Genomic DNA, 15,890 nt, shown 5'->3' with positions numbered 1-15,890 from the left:
ACTCGTATTACGGAACACCCCAATGGGTGCGGGGCCGGAAACGGATTCGACGGTTGCGGATCCGTTACATTGGCCGGATGTCCCATGTCCAATCAGGACGACCCGGTCGTGAGTGCGCAGACGATGGTGCGTGGATCGGCACCCAACTTCGGGAGTTTGGGGCCCACGGCAACTCAACGCACAACGACGAAATATCCTACCGACCAACCATAGCGCAGGTCAAAGCGAGCGTCTGGCCGGAAGGCGGGATCATCGTCAGGGCGGGAAAGCGCCGGGACGGGTTCACATCCGTGACCTCTCCGCCTTTTATTATGCCTGTCGTCGGGAGTGCTTCGTCCTGCTCTCGACCGCGGGTTGGCTACCCTTGCTCCGAAAGTCCGGTCTCCGCCCGGTACGACGGGCGATGACGTGACCCATGGAGACGCCCGTCACGGTCGCCCAACCCCACCGAATCGACACGAACGCGCCCGCGCGGGTCACGGCGCCGTGGTCCAGTCCCACCCTCAGAGCCTTCGGAGACTCCCATCAGTACTCATCCGAACCCGCCTCAGTACGGTCCCGACGGATATCCCCTTCCCCCGGAGGGAGATGGCCGGGATCTGCTCGGAGGGCCGGGCTCCCCTTCTGAGGGCCAGCCTTCCACATCCGCACCGCGTGGACCGCACGACGCGCCGACCCCGCCCCGCCCCCCGCAGGGCTATCCGGCCCCCGCCGGCCCGAGCGGCCCCCAGGCCCCACAGAGCGGCGGTCCACAGCTCCCGCCCGGGGCGCCCAGCGGCCCCCAGGCCCCGCCCGTCCCGCCGAACGTTCCTCGGCCTCCGCAGAGCGGTCCGGGGATCCCGTCCGGACCCCAGACGCCGCACGGGCCGGGCGGCGGGCCGCCGCCCGGAGCCCCCAGACCGCCCCAGAACGCCCCCCGGCCGCCATCGATGCCTCCGCATGCGCCCGGGGCTCCCCAGGGCGCGCAGAGCGGCCCCCAGGCCCCGCAGGCGCCTCGCCCGCCGGCACCCCAGGGCCCGCCGCCCGCAGGCCCTCGCCAGGGTCCTCCTCAGGGGCCGCCGAACGCACCCACCGGCGGCCACCCCGGCATGGGACATGTCACTCCGAGCGGGCCGAACGTTCCGCCGCACGCCCCTCAGGGCCCCGGCGCCGGCCACCCCTTCCCCCCGGGCGCCCCGACGCCGCCGAACGGCGGACCGCCCCGGCCCCCTCAGGGGCCCCCGAACATGCCCACCGGCGGCCACCCCGCCATGGGCCCAGGGCAGCCGGGCGCCCACCCGCAGGGGCCGCCCCCCGGGGCCCCCACTCCCCCTCCGGGCGCTCCCGCCGGTGTGCCGCGTCCGCCCCAGGGGCCGCCCGAGCCCGCGGCCGAGCAGCCGGTCTTCCCTCCCGACGCGATGGGGGCGACCCAGAACCTCAACGCCGTCCCCGCCGCGCCGACGGGCCCGAAGGCCTCGGCCCGTCCCCTGTACCGCGACGAGGTCCCCGAGGACGACGGCGCCGACACCGCGCAGTTCGACGTCCAGAGCATGCGGGACTACGACGACTATGACGATTACTACGACGACGACCGCGGCGCGCCCCGGGACAAGCGCAAGCGCAACATCCTCCTGGGCTCGGGCTTCGCCGTGCTGCTGCTCCTCGTCGGCGGTGGCGTCTTCCTGATCGCCAGCGGTGGTCTGGGCTCCGGAGGCTCCGGCGACGCGGTGAACGTCTCGGACGAGGCCGACGACCCGGGTGCCCTGGACGTCGAGGCGCTCTTCCCCGAAGAGGTGGAGGTCGACGGTCAGGGCACGTTCTCCCGTGTCGCCGTCGAGGACACCGACGACTGCGCGACCGGTACCCACGGCGACTACGGACAGGCGCTCACCGAGAACGACTGCCGTCAGCTGATCCGGGCCTCCTACCTGAGCGAGGACCAGAACCACGCGGTCACCGTGGGGATCGCGGCCATGCCCCGCGCCGACGAGGCGGAGGAGGCCATGAACGCCCAGGACCTCATCGCCGCCGAGTGGTTCGCGGGCCTGCCCGGCGAGGAGGGCAGCCCGGCCGAGCGGCTGGGCTACTCCGGAGGCCACGGGAGCAGCGGCCAGTGGGGCCGCTACCTGGTCTTCTCCCTGGCCGCCAACAGCGACGGCAGCGGCGAGGAGGAGAGCGAGGCCACCGAGCTCCGCGACATCGGCGAGGGCTTCGTCGAGACGGCCTACGAGAGCCTGGCCGACGACCGCGCCTGATCGAAAGAACACGAAACGGCTCCGTCGCCGCCCCACGTACTCGTGGGCGGCGACGGAGCCGTTCCTCTCCGCCCGGTGCCCCGGGAGGGTCGCCTGTCGGCGGCCCCGCCCTCAGGGACGGTCGCCGGGGCAGGGCAGCTCCCGCACCCGACGCGTGAGCGTGGCGCGCGCCGCCAACTCGGCGTCGTCGGGGTAGCGGACCTCTTCCAGGCTCAGCCCCTGGGGCCCGACCACGTGCACCGACGAATCGCGCACACCGGCCCCCAGGACGGTCGCCGGCCACTCCACCCCGTGCCGGCCGTCCCCGACCGCCAGAAGGGCTCCCACGAGCGCGCGGACCATGTTGTGGCAGAAGGCGTCCGCCTGGATCGTCCCGGCCAGGAGGTGTTCCTCCTCGCGCCTCCACTCCAACCGGAGCAGTTCGCGGATGGTGGTCGCCCCCTCCCGCTTCTTACAGAAGGCCGCGAAGTCGTGTTCCCCCACCAGTCGGGCGGCGGCCTCGTTCATCCGGTCGACGTCCAAGGGGCGACGGTGCCAGAGCACGTCCCGACGCCTCAGGGGCTCCACCCCGTAAGGGGCGTCGCTCACCCGGTAGACGTAGCGGCGGAACAGCGGCGAGAAGCGGGCGTCGAAACCCGGCGGGGCGAGACGTACGCCGCTCACCCTCACGTCCTTGGGGAGCACCCCGGCCAGACGCCGCAGTACCCGCTCCCCCTCCTCGGCCCAGGTCCGCGCCGGTACGTCGAGCTGGGCGACCTGCCCTCGGGCGTGCACGCCCGCGTCCGTACGCCCGGCGCAGGTGACCGAGGCCTCGGGCAGGCGCAGCACCTTCGCCAGCGCCGACTCCAGTTCCCCCTGGACGGTGCGCCGGGTCGGCTGGGTCGCCCACCCGGAGAAGTCGGTCCCGTCGTAGGAGATGTCCAGCCGCAGCCGGACGGTCTCCTCGCCCGTCCCCGGCCCGTCGGCGGTCGTCCCCGCCGCGGTCGTCTCGTTCTCTTCCATCCCCACCCCGTTCGTGTCCCGGCAGGATCGTGACATGCGAAAGTGCCCGACCCCCGCAAGGGTCGGGCACTCCAGAGCGTCGTGCGGATCCGTCGGGACCCTACGACCTACTTGCTCTCGGTGGCCTCGGCGGACTCGGCGGTCTCCGTGGCGGCGGCCTCCTCGGCCGGAGCCTCGGTGGCCTCCTCGGCGGGCTTCTCGGCCGGGGCGGCCGGGGCGCGCAGGGCCTCGACCAGCTCGATGACGGCCATCGGGGCGTTGTCGCCCTTACGCGGACCGATCTTGGTGATACGGGTGTAACCACCGGGACGGTTCTCGTAGCGCGGGCCGATCTCGGTGAAGAGCTCGTGCACGACGGACTTGTCCGTGATCTTGGTCAGCACCTGACGACGGGCGTGCAGGTCACCGCGCTTGCCGAGGGTGATGAGCTTCTCGGCGTACGGACGCAGGCGCTTGGCCTTGGCCTCCGTGGTGCGGATACGGCCGTGCTGGAACAGCGAGGTGGCGAGGTTCGCCAGGATGTGCCGCTCGTGCGCGGGCCCGGAACCCAGACGGGCGCCCTTGGTAGGCGTGGGCATGGTGTCGTTCTCCTAGTGATGCGATCCGCGGCCGCACTCGGCCGGGGACCATTGGGCGACGAAGGTCTAGTACTGCTCCGTCTCGACGAAGGACTCGCCCTCGTCGTCCTCGGAGCCGAAGGAGTCGGCGGCGGTGCCGGGGTCGAACCCGGGAGGGGAGTCCTTCAGGGACAGGCCCATGTCGATGAGCTTCTGCTTGACCTCATCGATGGACTTGGCACCGAAGTTCCGGATGTCCAGAAGGTCCTGCTCGGAGCGTGCGACCAGCTCACCAACGCTGTGGATGCCCTCACGCTTGAGGCAGTTGTACGAACGGACCGTGAGGTTGAGGTCCTCGATCGGCAGCGCCAGGTCGGCCGCCAGGGCGGCGTCCGTCGGCGACGGACCCATGTCGATGCCCTCGGCGTCGACGTTGAGCTCGCGCGCCAGACCGAACAGCTCGACCAGGGTCTTGCCCGCGCTGGCCACGGCGTCACGGGGACGGATGGCCGGCTTGGTCTCGATGTCGACGATCAGGCGGTCGAAGTCGGTGCGCTGCTCGACACGGGTCGCCTCGACCTTGTAGGTCACACGCAGCACGGGCGAGTAGATGGAGTCGATCGGGATACGACCGATCTCCTGGCCCTGCTGCTTGTTCTGCGTCGCGGAGACGTAACCGCGGCCGCGCTCGACCGTCAGCTCCATCTCCAGCTTGCCCTTGCCGTTGAGCGTGGCGATGTGCAGGTCGGGGTTGTGCACCTCGACACCGGCCGGCGGAGCGATGTCCGCGGCGGTCACCACACCGGGGCCCTGCTTGCGCAGGTACATCAGAACCGGCTCGTCGTGCTCGGAGCTGACGACCAGGCCCTTGAGGTTGAGGATCATCTCCGTGACGTCCTCCTTGACACCGGGCACGGTGGTGAACTCGTGCTCGACGCCCTCGATGCGGATGCTCGTGACAGCCGCGCCGGGGATGGAGGACAGCAGGGTACGACGAAGCGAGTTACCGATCGTGTAGCCGAAACCCGGCTCCAGCGGCTCGATGACGAACTTCGAGCGCCACTCGGAGATCGTCTCCTCGGTCAACGTGGGACGCTGTGCGATCAACATGGTCCGTGTCTTCCCTTCCACATGGCCGCCCGCTATTTGACGGCCACCGGATGGACGCCGCCCGAACGGCGGCGTCCCCTACTCGGATTCCTACCCGGCTCGTCCGAGAACCCTCGGGTTCAAGGACGAGCCGCACCACGAGGCGCCCGTGCGGTAGGAGTCGCGGGCGCCGGTGCCGAATCAGACGCGGCGGCGCTTCGGCGGGCGGCAGCCGTTGTGCGGAACCGGGGTGACGTCCTGAATGGAGCCCACCTCGAGGCCGGTCGCCTGAAGCGAACGGATGGCGGTCTCGCGGCCCGAGCCCGGGCCCTTCACGAAGACGTCGACCTTGCGGACACCGTGCTCCTGGGCACGACGGGCAGCGGCCTCGGCGGCCATCTGAGCGGCGTAGGGGGTGGACTTACGCGACCCCTTGAAGCCGACCTGACCCGAGCTGGCCCACGAGATCACCGCACCGGTCGGGTCGGTGATGCTCACGATCGTGTTGTTGAACGTGCTCTTGATGTGAGCGTGCCCGTGGACAATGTTCTTCTTTTCCTTGCGGCGCACCTTGCGCGCGGCACCCTGACGGCCCTTAGGCGGCATGAGTGAAACTCCCAGAGATCATCGGTCCGTATGTGTCATCTCGGACGCGGTTGACAGGTCCGAGGCGGACTACTTCTTGCCGGCCTTCTTCTTGCCGGCCACGGTCTTCTTCTTGCCCTTGCGGGTACGGGCGTTGGTCTGCGTGCGCTGGCCACGCACCGGGAGACCACGGCGGTGCCGGATGCCCTGGTAGCTGCCGATCTCCATCTTGCGACGGATGTCGGCCTGGACCTCGCGTCGCAGGTCACCCTCGACCTGGTAGTTGGCGTCGATCCACTCGCGCAGCTTGACCAGGTCCTCTTCGGACAGCTGGTGGACGCGGGTGTTCCCGTCGACACCGGTGTTCTTCAGGGTTTCGACGGCGCGGGTGCGGCCGACCCCGAAGACGTACGTGAGAGCGATCTCCACTCGCTTGTCGCGAGGGAGGTCTACGCCGGCAATACGTGCCATGTGGGCGAGACTCCATCCATGCATTCGCGGAGGTCTGACCCGTTCCATCCTCTCGCCGCCCAATCGACGAGGCCCCGGCCTCCGACCGGGGGTTCTCCCCCACCACCTACGGGCGGGAGATCGGAACAGGTTTTCGTTGTTTCATACGCCCGGTCGGGGAACATCTCCCCGCTCCGGGTCTATCGCGACGCGGAAGTCGCGGCCTGCCGGCCGGGGCTGTCAGCCCTGGCGCTGCTTGTGCCGCGGGTCCGAGCAAATGACCATGATCCGACCGTTACGGCGGATCACGCGGCACTTCGCGCAGATCTTCTTCACGCTCGGCTTGACCTTCATGGTGACTCCGAACTCATCACATCACCAGTCTCGGGCCTGATGGCCCCGACAGGCTACTTGTAGCGGTAAACGATGCGCCCGCGCGTGAGGTCGTACGGGCTCAGCTCCACGACGACACGGTCGTCGGGAAGAATACGGATGTAGTTCATCCGCATCTTGCCGCTGATGTGGGCAAGAACCTGGTGCCCGTTGTCGAGCTCTACCTTGAACATAGCGTTGGGTAGGGACTCGACAACGGAGCCCTCGATCTCGATGGCGCCGTCTTTCTTTGCCATGTCCTCCACGCCTCGCTCATCGATTGGTTGATCAGGACAACCCGACGCGACCTGAGTGGCCCCTCGCATGACGCGACGGCCCCGGCGACCACGACAGGCGTGTCACCGACGCCAGGACACACTGGAAGTTCAGGCCATCTGCAGGCCTTACGTCGATGGGAAGACGTGGCACAAAGAAGGCAGACTGACCCAACAGCCCGCGTATGGGCAGTGTCAGTCTATCCCCTTCCGGCAAGTGCTCCCGACCACAGGTGGCAGAGAACCCTACACCGTCGACTCCCGCCGACGGAAACCCCGGCGGAGAGGGAGCGTCAGCGTCCCTCCCCCTGTTCCTCGGCGTGGGGATCGCGCTGGGCCGCCAGGACCCCGAAGGTCACCGCGACCATCAACACGCCCCACGGACCCAGCACCCACAGGAACCACGGATAGGTGAAATCGGTGGTGAAGTAGAGGATGAGCCAGATGGAGAAGCAGAGGATGTTGACCCCGCCGTAAAGCCACCACGGCACCATCAGGGCGGGGTCGCGCAGACGCAGCGGATGGACCACCACGCCCGGTTCGGCCCGGGGCGCCCTGCCCACGTCGACCGGATCGCGTTCGGGCAGGTCCGAGGTGACCCTCGCCAGCTCCTCCGCGGTCTTGGACTTGTAGGCACGACCGAGGCGTTCGGTGAACTCCTCATGGTCCAGACGCCCCTGGGCGAAGTACTCCTGGAGCAGCCCCGCCACTCGGTCACGCTCGGAATCGGACGTTCCTATGGACGGCACCGGGTCGGACACTGCGCGCACCTCGCCTTACACCCGTGAGTGGTCGCCACCCCCACCGCCGCCGGTCGGACACCGGCGGTGCGGGGGGTGGGCCCGCCGTCACCAGGTCGGCTGGACGAAGCCCATCCGCGCGATTTTATCGCGGTCGGATTCGCGAGCGGTCAGTACCATCGGCCCGTCCGCGGTGATCGCGACGGTGTGCTCGAAGTGGGCGGCGCGGCGACCGTCACGGGTCACCACGGTCCAGCCGTCGTCGAGCTCCACCACGTCGTGCCGGCCGAGCGTGGTCATCGGCTCGATCGCCAGGCACATGCCCTCGACCAGCTTCAGGCCCTTGCCCCGCTTGCCGTGGTTGAGCACGTGCGGATCCATGTGCATCTGGGTACCGATGCCGTGGCCACCGTACTCGCGTACGTTGCCGTAACCGCCGTTGGAGGTGATGTGGCCGTCGATCGCGTGACCGATGTCGCCCAGGCGTCCCCCGGGTCGCATCTGCGCGATCCCCCGCCACATGGACTCCTCGCACACCTCCATCATCGCGAGGTCCTCGGAACGGGCCTCGCCCACCGCGATGGTGACCGCGGAGTCGCCGTGCCAACCGTTCAGGACGGCACCGCAATCGATGGAGATGATGTCGCCGTCGGCCAGGACACGGTCGGCGGCGGGGATCCCGTGCACGACCTCTTCGTTGACCGAGGCGCAGATCGAGCCGGGAAAGCCGTGGTAGCCCTTGAAGGACGGCACGGCTCCGGCGTCCCGGATCACCTTCTCGGCGATCGAGTCCAGTTCCAGGGTGGACACTCCGGGCCGCACGGCGGCCCGCAGGGTGTCCAGGGCGCGGGCCACCACACGACCCGCCGCCCTCATCTCGGCGATCTGTTCCGGCGTCTTGATCTGCACGTCCGGATCCGCCTTACCGAACATCAGACGGCCGACCGCTTCTCGTCGATGGCGGCCTTGGCGCGGGCCGTCACCTCGGCCACGGGGCCCGTGGCGGAGATGGTGGCCAGCAGACCCTCGGCCTCATAGAACTCGACCAGCGGCGCGGTCTGCTCGCGGTAGACCTTCAGGCGGTGCCGAATGGTCTCCTCACGGTCGTCCTCACGCTGGTACAGCTCGGCGCCCTCGTTGTCGCACTCGCCCTCGACCTTCGGGGCGTCGTACTCGACGTGGTACACCCGACCGCACTCGGGGCAGGAACGACGACCCGAGAGGCGCTTGACGACCTCTTCCTCGTCGACCTTCAGTTCCAGGACCACGTCCAGGGACGTGCCGAGGTCGGCGAGCATCCCTTTGAGCGTCTCCGCCTGGGGGACGTTGCGGGGGAACCCGTCGAGCAGGAAGCCCCCCGCCGTGTCCTCCTGGGCCAAGCGGTCCTTGACCATGGCGTTCGTGACCTCGTCGGGCACGAGGTCACCGCGGTCCATGAACTCCTTGGCCTTCTTGCCGAGTTCGGTACCACCGCTGACGTTGGCCCGGAAGATGTCCCCCGTGGACACCTTCGGGATCGTCAGCTCTTCCGCGAGGATCTGGGCCTGGGTGCCTTTGCCGGCCCCAGGCGGCCCCACCAATACTGCGCGCATTTATCGAAGAAAACCTTCGTAGTTCCTCTGCTGGAGGTGACTCTCGATCTGCTTCACCGTGTCCAGCCCGACACCGACCATGATCAGGATGCTCGTCCCACCGAAGGGGAAGTTCATGTCGGCACCGGTGGCGCCGAGGGCGACCATCGGCAGGAGAGCGATCACACCCAGGTACAGAGAGCCGGGTGTCGTCAACCGAGTCAACACGTAGTCGAGGTACTCGGCGGTCGGACGCCCTGGTCGGATACCCGGGATGAATCCACCGTACTTCTTCATGTTGTCGGCGACCTCAGTGGGGTTGAAGGTAATCGCCACATAGAAGAACGCGAACCCGACGATCATGACGAAGAAGGCCGCCATGTAGACGGGGTGAGTGCCCGTGAGGAAGTAGGTCTGGAAGAACTGCGCCACCGGGTGGGTGGAGTCCTGTCCCAGGAGACCGACGATGAGCTGCGGAAGGTACAGCAGGGAGGAGGCGAAGATCACGGGGATGATGCCCGCCTGGTTGACCTTCAGCGGGATGTAGGTCGAGCTGCCGCCGTACATCCGACGACCGACCATCCGCTTGGCGTACTGCACCGGGATACGGCGCTGGGCCTGCTCCATGAAGACCACGGCCGTGATCAGGGCCAGACCGGCCATGCAGATGATGGTGAAGATCCAGACCGAACGCTCCTCGTACAGGCCCATGATCGCGGACGGGAAGACCGCGATGACCTGCGTGAAGATGAGCAGCGACATACCGTTGCCCACGCCGCGCTCGGTGATGAGCTCGCCCATCCACATGATGATCGCGGTACCGGCCGTCATCGTGAAGACGATGGTCACCAGGGTGAGGATGTCCTGGTTGGGCATGTAGGACGAGACCGGGATGGCGTTCTGGAACAGCGCGCCGGTGCGGGCCATGGCCACGATGCTCGTCGCCTGGAGCACCGCCAGCATCAGGGTGAGATAGCGGGTGTACTGGGTGATCTTGCTCTGCCCGGCCTGGCCCTCCTTCTTGAGGGACTCCAGCCGGGGAATGACCACCGTCAGCAGGTTGATGATGATGCTCGCGGTGATGTACGGCATGACCCCGAGCGCGAAGACCGCCAGTTGCAGAAGCGCGCCACCACTGAACAGGTTGACCAGGGCGTAGACCCCGGACTGGTCCGCGGCGGTGATCGTCTCCATCTGTTCCCTGATCGCCGCCGAGTCGATGCCCGGTGCCGGGATCACCGACCCCAGACGGAAGATCGTCAGGATGAACAGTGTGAACAGCAGCTTATTGCGCAGGTCGGGCGTGCGGAATGCACGAACGAACGCACCTAGCACGTCTCCTCCTGCGCGGCTTCGGCGGCGGAACGGGTTCCAGACATCGCGGCCGATCCTGAATCGTCGTAGAACGTCAGCAACGGGCATGTCGCCCGGTGCTCGGAAGTAATCACATTACGTCAAGCGGGGAGCTTAAACAGATGGCACTGTAACAGCCATCACCCAACAGCAGGTGCCGTGAGGCATAACGATCGACATTCGCAACGTGAGAAGGGCGCCCGACGGCCGATCCTGTCGGATCATGGCCGTCGAGCGCCCCAGAACGCATCGTAGGGAGTGACCCTACAGCTCGGTGACGGAGCCACCGGCGGCGGCGATCTTCTCCTTCGCCGAGGCGGAGAACGCGTTGGCGCTCACCTGCACGGCGACGGTGATCTCACCGGTGCCCAGCACCTTGACGAGCTGGTTCTTGCGAACCGCGCCCTTGGCGACCAGGTCCTCGACGGTGACCTCGCCACCCTCGGGGTAGAGCTCGCTCAGCCGGTCCAGGTTGACGACCTGGTAGGTCGTCTTGAACCGGGCGTTGCTGAAGCCCTTCAGCTTCGGAACCCGGCGGATGAGGGGCATCTGCCCACCCTCGAAACCGGGACGAACGGTGTTACGAGCCTTGGTGCCCTTGGTACCGCGACCGGCGGTCTTACCCTTGGACGCCTCGCCACGACCCTTGCGGATCTTGGCCTTGTTGGCACCCGGGGCGGGACGCAGGTGGTGGAGCTTGAGCGGCTCGTCGGGGCTGTAGTCGCTCATTCTGCGACCTCCTCGACGGTGACGAGGTGCGAGACGATCGTGATCTGCCCACGAACCTCGGGACGGTCCTCACGGACGGTGGACTTGCCGATGCGGCCAAGACCCAGCGACTGGAGGGCAGCGTGCTGCTTCTCCTTGCCGCCGATCTTGGAGCGGGTCTGCGTGATCTTGATCTTGGCCATGATCAGGCTCCTGCCTTCGCCTCAGCGCGAGCGCGCAGCATGGCGGCCGGGGCGACGTCCTCGATCGGCAGTCCACGGCGGGCGGCGATCTCCTCGGGCTGGTTGAGGCCCTTCAGAGCGGCCACCGTGGCGTGCACGATGTTCAGCGGGTTGGACGAACCGAGCGACTTGCTCAGGACGTCGTGGATACCGGCGCACTCCAGGACGGCGCGGACCGGACCGCCGGCGATCACACCGGTACCCGGGGCGGCCGGACGCAGCAGGACGACACCCGCGGCCTCCTCGCCCTGGACCTGGTGCGTGATCGTGCCCTGGATGCGGGGGACGCGGAAGAAGTTCTTCTTCGCCTCCTCGACACCCTTGGCGATCGCGGCCGGGACCTCCTTGGCCTTGCCGTAACCGACACCGACCATGCCGTTGCCGTCGCCGACGACGACCAGGGCGGTGAAGGAGAAGCGACGGCCGCCCTTGACGACCTTCGCGACCCGGTTGATGGTCACGACCTTCTCGATGTAGGAGACACCCTTGTCTGCGGCGCCGCCGCGGCGATCGTCACGGCGATCACGCCGCTCGCCACCGGCGCCGCGCCGCGGTGCTGCAGCCATCAGTGGTTCCTCTTCTCGTGATTGTTCTCGGCCAGTACAGCGGTCATTAGAACTCCAGCCCGCCTTCGCGCGCCGCGTCGGCGAGCTTGGCGATACGACCGGCGTAGCGGTTACCACCGCGGTCGAAGACGACCTGGGTGATACCGGCGTCCTTCGCGCGCTGCGCGACGAGCTCGCCGACCTTGAGGGACTTGTCCGTCTTGGTGCCCTCGGCGCCACGCACGTCGGCCTCGACACTGGAGGCCGCCACCAGGGTGTGACCCTTGGTGTCGTCGATCACCTGAGCGACGATGTGCTTGGAGGAGCGGAAGACGGCCAGGCGGGGACGCTCGGCGGTGCCCACGACCTTCTTGCGCACGCGGAACTGACGGCGCTTGCGAGCGATGGTCGCCTTCGCGGCGCGCTTGCGGCTCACAGAGATGCCCATGCCTACTTACCAGCCTTTCCGGCCTTGCGGCGGATGTGCTCACCCTTGTACCGCACGCCCTTGGCCTTGTACGGGTCAGGCTTGCGCAGGCTGCGAATGTTCGCGGCGACCTGTCCCACCAGCTGCTTGTCGATGCCCTCGACGTGGAGGATCGTCGGCTTCTCGACCCGGAAGGTGATGCCCTGCGGGGGCTCGATCACGACCGGGTGGCTGTAGCCCAGCGAGAACTCCAGGTTGGAGCCGCGGGCCTGGACGCGGTAACCCACACCGTGGATCTCCAGCGTCTTGGAGTAGCCCTTGGAGACACCCTCGACGAGGTTGGAGATCAGCGCACGGGTGAGACCGTGCAGAGACCGGTTCTCCGGCTTGTCGTCGGGACGAGCGACCGTGACGACACCGTCCTCCATGGAGGCGGTGATCGGCTCGGCGATCGTGTGCTTCAGTTCGCCCTTCGGCCCCTTGACAGTGACGTCTTGCCCGTTAATCGTGACCTCGACGCCCTTGGGGACCGAGAGCGGCAGTCGACCGATGCGCGACATGCTTTTCGTCTCTCCCTATTACCAGACGTAAGCGAGGACTTCGCCGCCCACGCCACGCTTCTTGGCCTGCTTGTCAGTCATCAGGCCGCCGGACGTCGAAATGATGGCCACGCCAAGGCCACCCAGCACGCGAGGCAGGTTCTCCTTCTTCGCGTACACCCGCAGACCGGGCTTGGAAACCCGGCGAATGCCGGCGATGGAGCGCTCACGGGTGGGGCCGTACTTCAGCTCCAGGACGAGGCTCTGGCCCACCTGGGCCTCCTCGGTCCGCCACCCCTGAATGAAGCCCTCCTGCTGGAGAACCTCGGCGATGTGCGCCTTGATCTTGGAATACGGCATCGTCACGGTGTCGTGGTAAGCCGAATTCGCGTTGCGCAGACGTGTCAACATGTCTGCGATCGGGTCGGTCATCGTCATGGCCGACTGGCCCTTCCTCACCGCGGTTTCCGAGTGCGGGCCTTCCCAGAGCCTGCCTCTCGCGGGGTCTCCCCCACGGAGTGCACAAACGGACCTTCGGCGTGGTCGTGGGCACCGCGGTCCCTCTTCGGGACTGCCGTGCCCTGGTGAATGGATGTTGCCTCCCCGTCACCGCCTACGAGAGACGGTGGCGGGTCGAACGTCGAGCCACCGGGAGGGTGGTCCGGCGGGGGGCCGACCACGCTGAAGCGTTCGATCGGCCCCGCCGGAAACTACCAGCTCGACTTGGTGATGCCGGGCAGCTCGCCCCGGTGCGCCATCTCGCGGAAGCAGATACGGCACAGGCCGAACTTCCGGAAGACCGCGCGCGGGCGTCCGCACCGCGAGCATCGAGTATACGCCCGGACGCCGAACTTCGGCTTCCGGTTCGCCTTCGCGATCAGGGACTTCTTAGCCATCGTTAACCCCTCAGGCTTCCTTGAACGGGAAACCGAGCCGCTTGAGCAGGCTGCGGCCCTGGTCGTCGGTCGTAGCGGTGGTGACGACGGTGATGTCCATCCCACGCTGGCGGTCGACCTTGTCCGGGTCCACCTCGTGGAACATGACCTGCTCGGTCAGACCGAAGGTGTAGTTCCCGTTCCCGTCGAACTGCTTCGGGGAAAGGCCTCGGAAGTCCCGGATCCGGGGCAGGGCCAGCGAGAGCAGCCGGTCGAGGAACTCCCACATCCGGTCGCCGCGCAGCGTGACGCTGGCGCCGATCGGCTGACCCTCGCGCAGCTTGAACTGCGCGATGGAGTTCTTGGCCCGGTTGATCTTCGGCTTCTGGCCGGTGATCGCCGAGAGGTCGGCGATCGCGCCCTGGATCAGCTTCGCGTCACGCGCGGCCTCACCAACGCCCATGTTGACCACGATCTTCGTCAGACCGGGGATCTGCATGACGTTGCCGATGCCGAACTCGTCCTTGAGGCCCGCAGCGATCTCGTTGCGGTACTTCTCCTTGAGCCGCGGCATCGGAGGGGCGGTGATGTCGTTGGTAACCGTCATCAGATGTCCTTACCGGTGCGGCGGGAGACGCGAACCTTGGTTCCGTCCTCCTCGAAGCGATAGCCGACCCGGGTGGGCTTGCCGTCCTCCGCGAGCGCAACGTTGCTCACGTGGATCGGGGCCTCCTTCGTGACGACCTCACCCTGCTGGCCGCCGGCCGGATTGGCCTTCCTGTGCTTCTTGACCAGGTTGACGCCCTCGACGATGACACGGTCTTCCTTCGGCAGGGCCTTGACGACCTTGCCGGTGGCACCCTTGTCCTTGCCGGCGAGAACGATGACCTCGTCGCCAGATTTGATCTTCATCGCTTAGAGCACCTCCGGCGCCAGCGAAATGATGCGCATGTACTTCTTGTCACGCAGCTCACGGCCGACCGGGCCGAAGATGCGAGTGCCTCGCGGGTCCCCACCGTCCTTGATGAGCACGGCAGCGTTCTCATCGAAGCGGATGTAGGAGCCGTCGGGCCGGCGGCGCTCCTTGACAGTGCGCACGATAACGGCCTTGACGACGTCGCCCTTCTTGACTCCAGCGCCAGGCAGGGCGTCCTTCACCGTGGCGACGATGGTGTCACCGATCCCGGCGTAGCGCCGACCCGAGCCACCGAGAACACGGATGGTAAGGATCTCCTTGGCACCCGTGTTGTCGGCGACCTTGAGTCGCGACTCCTGCTGAATCACGTCTGCTCCTGATGTGATGCGTGCGGTCCACTGCCGCACGGCTAGGTGGTCTCACCCCTCGCGTCGGCGGCCGACCCGGGGGGTCGGCCGCCGACAGGCCGGGGTTACTTAGCCTTCTCCAGGATCTCCACGACGCGCCAACGCTTCGTCGCGGAGAGCGGCCGGGTCTCCATCATGCGGACCCGGTCACCGACGCCACAGGAGTTCGCCTCGTCGTGCGCCTTGTACTTGGTCGTCCGACGGATGACCTTGCCGTACAGGGCGTGCTTGACTCGGTCCTCGACCTCGACAACGACGGTCTTGTCCATCTTGTCGCTGACGACGTAGCCCTCGCGCACCTTGCGGTAGTTGCGGGTCGCGGTCTGGTTCTCACTCATTCGGCTGCTTCCTTCGTCTTCTCAGCCGACTCACCAGACAGCGGGACGATGCCCAGCTCGTGCTCGCGCATGACCGTGTAGATCCGCGCGATCTCGCGCTTGACCGTCCGAAGACGGCTGTGGTTGTCGAGCTGGCCGGTGGCGGCCTGGAAGCGGAGGTTGAAAAGCTCTTCCTTGGCTTCCTTGAGCTTCGTGACCAGGTCCTCGACGGACTGGTCGCGCAGCTCGTGGGCAGTCACGGACTTGGCCATCACTCCCCCTCCCGCTTAACAAACTTGCACTTCATCGGGAGCTTGTGCATCGCACGGCGCATGGCCTCCTTGGCCACGGCCTCGGGCACGCCCGACAGCTCGAACATCACGCGACCGGGCTTGACCGGCGCGACCCACCACTCGGGCGAACCCTTACCGGAACCCATACGGACCTCGGCGGGCTTCTTCGTCAGCGGACGGTCCGGGAAGATGTTGATCCACACCTTGCCGCCACGCTTGATGTGACGCGTCATGGCGATACGAGCGGACTCGATCTGCCGGTTCGTGACGTAAGCCGACTCCAGAGCCTGGATGCCGAACTCACCGAACGTCACCGACGTGCCGCCCTTGGCCTTGCCGCGCAGGTCCGGGTGGTGCTGCTTGCGGTACTTGACCTTACGAGGAATAAGCACG

25 protein-coding genes are annotated in these 15,890 nt (G+C 67.3%); 1 reads left to right on the top strand and 24 read right to left on the bottom strand.

Annotated features, from left to right (window positions below; all coding sequences use genetic code 11):
• The first annotated feature begins 1,226 nt into the window (after positions 1 to 1,226).
• A complete protein-coding gene (locus U9J66_RS20040; RefSeq protein ID WP_085994760.1) occupies positions 1,227 to 2,234 on the top strand; it encodes a hypothetical protein in 1,008 nt (335 codons plus the stop codon).
• A gap of 111 nt (positions 2,235 to 2,345) precedes the next feature.
• Here U9J66_RS20040 and truA read toward each other — a convergent pair whose 3' ends face one another.
• The 24 genes from truA to rplP form a co-directional block, all read right to left on the bottom strand.
• Complete coding sequence (truA, locus tag U9J66_RS20035; RefSeq protein ID WP_326338362.1) at positions 2,346 to 3,236, bottom strand: tRNA pseudouridine(38-40) synthase TruA; 891 nt, start codon at positions 3,234 to 3,236, stop codon at positions 2,346 to 2,348.
• A 107-nt stretch (positions 3,237 to 3,343) separates the two neighbouring features.
• On the bottom strand, positions 3,344 to 3,814 hold the full coding sequence (gene rplQ / locus U9J66_RS20030) for a 50S ribosomal protein L17 (RefSeq protein WP_014909900.1): 471 nt from the start codon (positions 3,812 to 3,814) through the stop codon (positions 3,344 to 3,346).
• A gap of 66 nt (positions 3,815 to 3,880) precedes the next feature.
• On the bottom strand, positions 3,881 to 4,903 hold the full coding sequence (locus U9J66_RS20025) for a DNA-directed RNA polymerase subunit alpha (protein WP_014908435.1): 1,023 nt from the start codon (positions 4,901 to 4,903) through the stop codon (positions 3,881 to 3,883).
• Between the two features lie 180 nt (positions 4,904 to 5,083).
• Positions 5,084 to 5,488, bottom strand: a complete 405-nt coding sequence (gene rpsK / locus U9J66_RS20020) for a 30S ribosomal protein S11 (protein ID WP_013156138.1) — start codon at positions 5,486 to 5,488, stop codon at positions 5,084 to 5,086.
• Positions 5,489 to 5,557: 69 nt separating this feature from the next.
• On the bottom strand, positions 5,558 to 5,938 hold the full coding sequence (gene rpsM, locus U9J66_RS20015; RefSeq protein ID WP_026125248.1) for a 30S ribosomal protein S13: 381 nt from the start codon (positions 5,936 to 5,938) through the stop codon (positions 5,558 to 5,560).
• Positions 5,939 to 6,157: 219 nt separating this feature from the next.
• Entirely contained in the window at positions 6,158 to 6,271 is a 114-nt protein-coding gene (rpmJ, locus tag U9J66_RS20010; RefSeq protein WP_013156136.1) for a 50S ribosomal protein L36, read from the bottom strand.
• A gap of 53 nt (positions 6,272 to 6,324) precedes the next feature.
• Entirely contained in the window at positions 6,325 to 6,546 is a 222-nt protein-coding gene (gene infA / locus U9J66_RS20005) for a translation initiation factor IF-1 (RefSeq protein WP_013156135.1), read from the bottom strand.
• Between the two features lie 311 nt (positions 6,547 to 6,857).
• Positions 6,858 to 7,325, bottom strand: a complete 468-nt coding sequence (locus U9J66_RS20000) for a DUF1707 SHOCT-like domain-containing protein (protein ID WP_014912703.1) — start codon at positions 7,323 to 7,325, stop codon at positions 6,858 to 6,860.
• Between the two features lie 87 nt (positions 7,326 to 7,412).
• Positions 7,413 to 8,237 carry a type I methionyl aminopeptidase gene (gene map, locus U9J66_RS19995; protein ID WP_017535883.1) on the bottom strand — a complete coding sequence of 275 codons (825 nt, stop codon included), beginning with the start codon at positions 8,235 to 8,237 and terminating at the stop codon, positions 7,413 to 7,415.
• A complete protein-coding gene (locus tag U9J66_RS19990) occupies positions 8,237 to 8,896 on the bottom strand; it encodes an adenylate kinase (protein ID WP_014911080.1) in 660 nt (219 codons plus the stop codon). The genes map and U9J66_RS19990 overlap by 1 nt, the downstream gene beginning before the upstream one ends.
• Positions 8,897 to 10,210, bottom strand: coding sequence for a preprotein translocase subunit SecY (secY, locus tag U9J66_RS19985; RefSeq protein WP_014910267.1), 1,314 nt, complete (start codon positions 10,208 to 10,210; stop codon positions 8,897 to 8,899). It abuts the gene before it with no gap.
• 282 nt (positions 10,211 to 10,492) lie between these two features.
• On the bottom strand, positions 10,493 to 10,957 hold the full coding sequence (rplO, locus tag U9J66_RS19980; protein ID WP_014908878.1) for a 50S ribosomal protein L15: 465 nt from the start codon (positions 10,955 to 10,957) through the stop codon (positions 10,493 to 10,495).
• Positions 10,954 to 11,139: a 50S ribosomal protein L30 gene (gene rpmD / locus U9J66_RS19975; protein ID WP_014912857.1), complete on the bottom strand. Its 186-nt coding sequence runs from the start codon at positions 11,137 to 11,139 to the stop codon at positions 10,954 to 10,956. Before rpmD ends, rplO begins: the two co-directional genes overlap by 4 nt.
• Positions 11,140 to 11,141: 2 nt before the next feature.
• Positions 11,142 to 11,744 (bottom strand): 30S ribosomal protein S5, encoded by a 603-nt coding sequence (rpsE, locus tag U9J66_RS19970; protein ID WP_014911996.1) that lies wholly within the window; start codon positions 11,742 to 11,744, stop codon positions 11,142 to 11,144.
• 46 nt (positions 11,745 to 11,790) lie between these two features.
• On the bottom strand, positions 11,791 to 12,171 hold the full coding sequence (rplR, locus tag U9J66_RS19965) for a 50S ribosomal protein L18 (RefSeq protein WP_161111203.1): 381 nt from the start codon (positions 12,169 to 12,171) through the stop codon (positions 11,791 to 11,793).
• A 2-nt stretch (positions 12,172 to 12,173) separates the two neighbouring features.
• Positions 12,174 to 12,710, bottom strand: a complete 537-nt coding sequence (gene rplF / locus U9J66_RS19960; protein WP_161111202.1) for a 50S ribosomal protein L6 — start codon at positions 12,708 to 12,710, stop codon at positions 12,174 to 12,176.
• A gap of 18 nt (positions 12,711 to 12,728) precedes the next feature.
• Positions 12,729 to 13,127, bottom strand: a complete 399-nt coding sequence (rpsH, locus tag U9J66_RS19955) for a 30S ribosomal protein S8 (RefSeq protein WP_014911657.1) — start codon at positions 13,125 to 13,127, stop codon at positions 12,729 to 12,731.
• Between the two features lie 272 nt (positions 13,128 to 13,399).
• Entirely contained in the window at positions 13,400 to 13,585 is a 186-nt protein-coding gene (locus U9J66_RS19950; protein ID WP_014912578.1) for a type Z 30S ribosomal protein S14, read from the bottom strand.
• 10 nt (positions 13,586 to 13,595) lie between these two features.
• Entirely contained in the window at positions 13,596 to 14,171 is a 576-nt protein-coding gene (gene rplE / locus U9J66_RS19945) for a 50S ribosomal protein L5 (protein ID WP_041561844.1), read from the bottom strand.
• The gene (gene rplX, locus U9J66_RS19940; RefSeq protein ID WP_014910645.1) at positions 14,171 to 14,476 is read right to left on the bottom strand and encodes a 50S ribosomal protein L24; all 306 of its coding nucleotides are present in this window, start codon (positions 14,474 to 14,476) and stop codon (positions 14,171 to 14,173) included. The genes rplE and rplX overlap by 1 nt, the downstream gene beginning before the upstream one ends.
• 3 nt (positions 14,477 to 14,479) lie before the next feature.
• Positions 14,480 to 14,848, bottom strand: a complete 369-nt coding sequence (rplN, locus tag U9J66_RS19935; RefSeq protein WP_014911091.1) for a 50S ribosomal protein L14 — start codon at positions 14,846 to 14,848, stop codon at positions 14,480 to 14,482.
• A gap of 104 nt (positions 14,849 to 14,952) precedes the next feature.
• Positions 14,953 to 15,225 carry a 30S ribosomal protein S17 gene (gene rpsQ / locus U9J66_RS19930; protein WP_014909496.1) on the bottom strand — a complete coding sequence of 91 codons (273 nt, stop codon included), beginning with the start codon at positions 15,223 to 15,225 and terminating at the stop codon, positions 14,953 to 14,955.
• Positions 15,222 to 15,476: a 50S ribosomal protein L29 gene (rpmC, locus tag U9J66_RS19925; RefSeq protein WP_014911102.1), complete on the bottom strand. Its 255-nt coding sequence runs from the start codon at positions 15,474 to 15,476 to the stop codon at positions 15,222 to 15,224. Before rpmC ends, rpsQ begins: the two co-directional genes overlap by 4 nt.
• The gene (rplP, locus tag U9J66_RS19920; RefSeq protein WP_014912571.1) at positions 15,476 to 15,889 is read right to left on the bottom strand and encodes a 50S ribosomal protein L16; all 414 of its coding nucleotides are present in this window, start codon (positions 15,887 to 15,889) and stop codon (positions 15,476 to 15,478) included. Before rplP ends, rpmC begins: the two co-directional genes overlap by 1 nt.
• Position 15,890: the final 1 nt, after the last annotated feature.

This window comes from Nocardiopsis sp. LDBS1602, assembly GCF_035818715.1.
GTDB classification, from domain to species: Bacteria; Actinomycetota; Actinomycetes; order Streptosporangiales; family Streptosporangiaceae; genus Nocardiopsis; species Nocardiopsis alba.
The sequence above is the reverse complement of the archived record's forward strand: the minus strand, read 5'-3'. Positions and strand labels throughout refer to the sequence as shown.

Bases quoted from the DNA above. Each gene is read 5' to 3' on its own strand.
- U9J66_RS20040 (WP_085994760.1), top strand. From the start codon at position 1,227: ATGCCCACCGGCGGCCACCCCGCCATGGGCCCAGGGCAGCCGGGCGCC.
- truA (WP_326338362.1), bottom strand. From the start codon at position 3,236: ATGGAAGAGAACGAGACGACCGCGGCGGGGACGACCGCCGACGGGCCG.
- rplQ (WP_014909900.1), bottom strand. From the start codon at position 3,814: ATGCCCACGCCTACCAAGGGCGCCCGTCTGGGTTCCGGGCCCGCGCAC.
- U9J66_RS20025 (WP_014908435.1), bottom strand. From the start codon at position 4,903: ATGTTGATCGCACAGCGTCCCACGTTGACCGAGGAGACGATCTCCGAG.
- rpsK (WP_013156138.1), bottom strand. From the start codon at position 5,488: ATGCCGCCTAAGGGCCGTCAGGGTGCCGCGCGCAAGGTGCGCCGCAAG.
- rpsM (WP_026125248.1), bottom strand. From the start codon at position 5,938: ATGGCACGTATTGCCGGCGTAGACCTCCCTCGCGACAAGCGAGTGGAG.
- rpmJ (WP_013156136.1), bottom strand. From the start codon at position 6,271: ATGAAGGTCAAGCCGAGCGTGAAGAAGATCTGCGCGAAGTGCCGCGTG.
- infA (WP_013156135.1), bottom strand. From the start codon at position 6,546: ATGGCAAAGAAAGACGGCGCCATCGAGATCGAGGGCTCCGTTGTCGAG.
- map (WP_017535883.1), bottom strand. From the start codon at position 8,237: ATGTTCGGTAAGGCGGATCCGGACGTGCAGATCAAGACGCCGGAACAG.
- U9J66_RS19990 (WP_014911080.1), bottom strand. From the start codon at position 8,896: ATGCGCGCAGTATTGGTGGGGCCGCCTGGGGCCGGCAAAGGCACCCAG.
- rplO (WP_014908878.1), bottom strand. From the start codon at position 10,957: ATGAGCGACTACAGCCCCGACGAGCCGCTCAAGCTCCACCACCTGCGT.
- rpmD (WP_014912857.1), bottom strand. From the start codon at position 11,139: ATGGCCAAGATCAAGATCACGCAGACCCGCTCCAAGATCGGCGGCAAG.
- rpsE (WP_014911996.1), bottom strand. From the start codon at position 11,744: ATGGCTGCAGCACCGCGGCGCGGCGCCGGTGGCGAGCGGCGTGATCGC.
- rplR (WP_161111203.1), bottom strand. From the start codon at position 12,171: ATGGGCATCTCTGTGAGCCGCAAGCGCGCCGCGAAGGCGACCATCGCT.
- rplF (WP_161111202.1), bottom strand. From the start codon at position 12,710: ATGTCGCGCATCGGTCGACTGCCGCTCTCGGTCCCCAAGGGCGTCGAG.
- rpsH (WP_014911657.1), bottom strand. From the start codon at position 13,127: ATGACGATGACCGACCCGATCGCAGACATGTTGACACGTCTGCGCAAC.
- U9J66_RS19950 (WP_014912578.1), bottom strand. From the start codon at position 13,585: ATGGCTAAGAAGTCCCTGATCGCGAAGGCGAACCGGAAGCCGAAGTTC.
- rplE (WP_041561844.1), bottom strand. From the start codon at position 14,171: ATGACGGTTACCAACGACATCACCGCCCCTCCGATGCCGCGGCTCAAG.
- rplX (WP_014910645.1), bottom strand. From the start codon at position 14,476: ATGAAGATCAAATCTGGCGACGAGGTCATCGTTCTCGCCGGCAAGGAC.
- rpsQ (WP_014909496.1), bottom strand. From the start codon at position 15,225: ATGAGTGAGAACCAGACCGCGACCCGCAACTACCGCAAGGTGCGCGAG.
- rpmC (WP_014911102.1), bottom strand. From the start codon at position 15,476: ATGGCCAAGTCCGTGACTGCCCACGAGCTGCGCGACCAGTCCGTCGAG.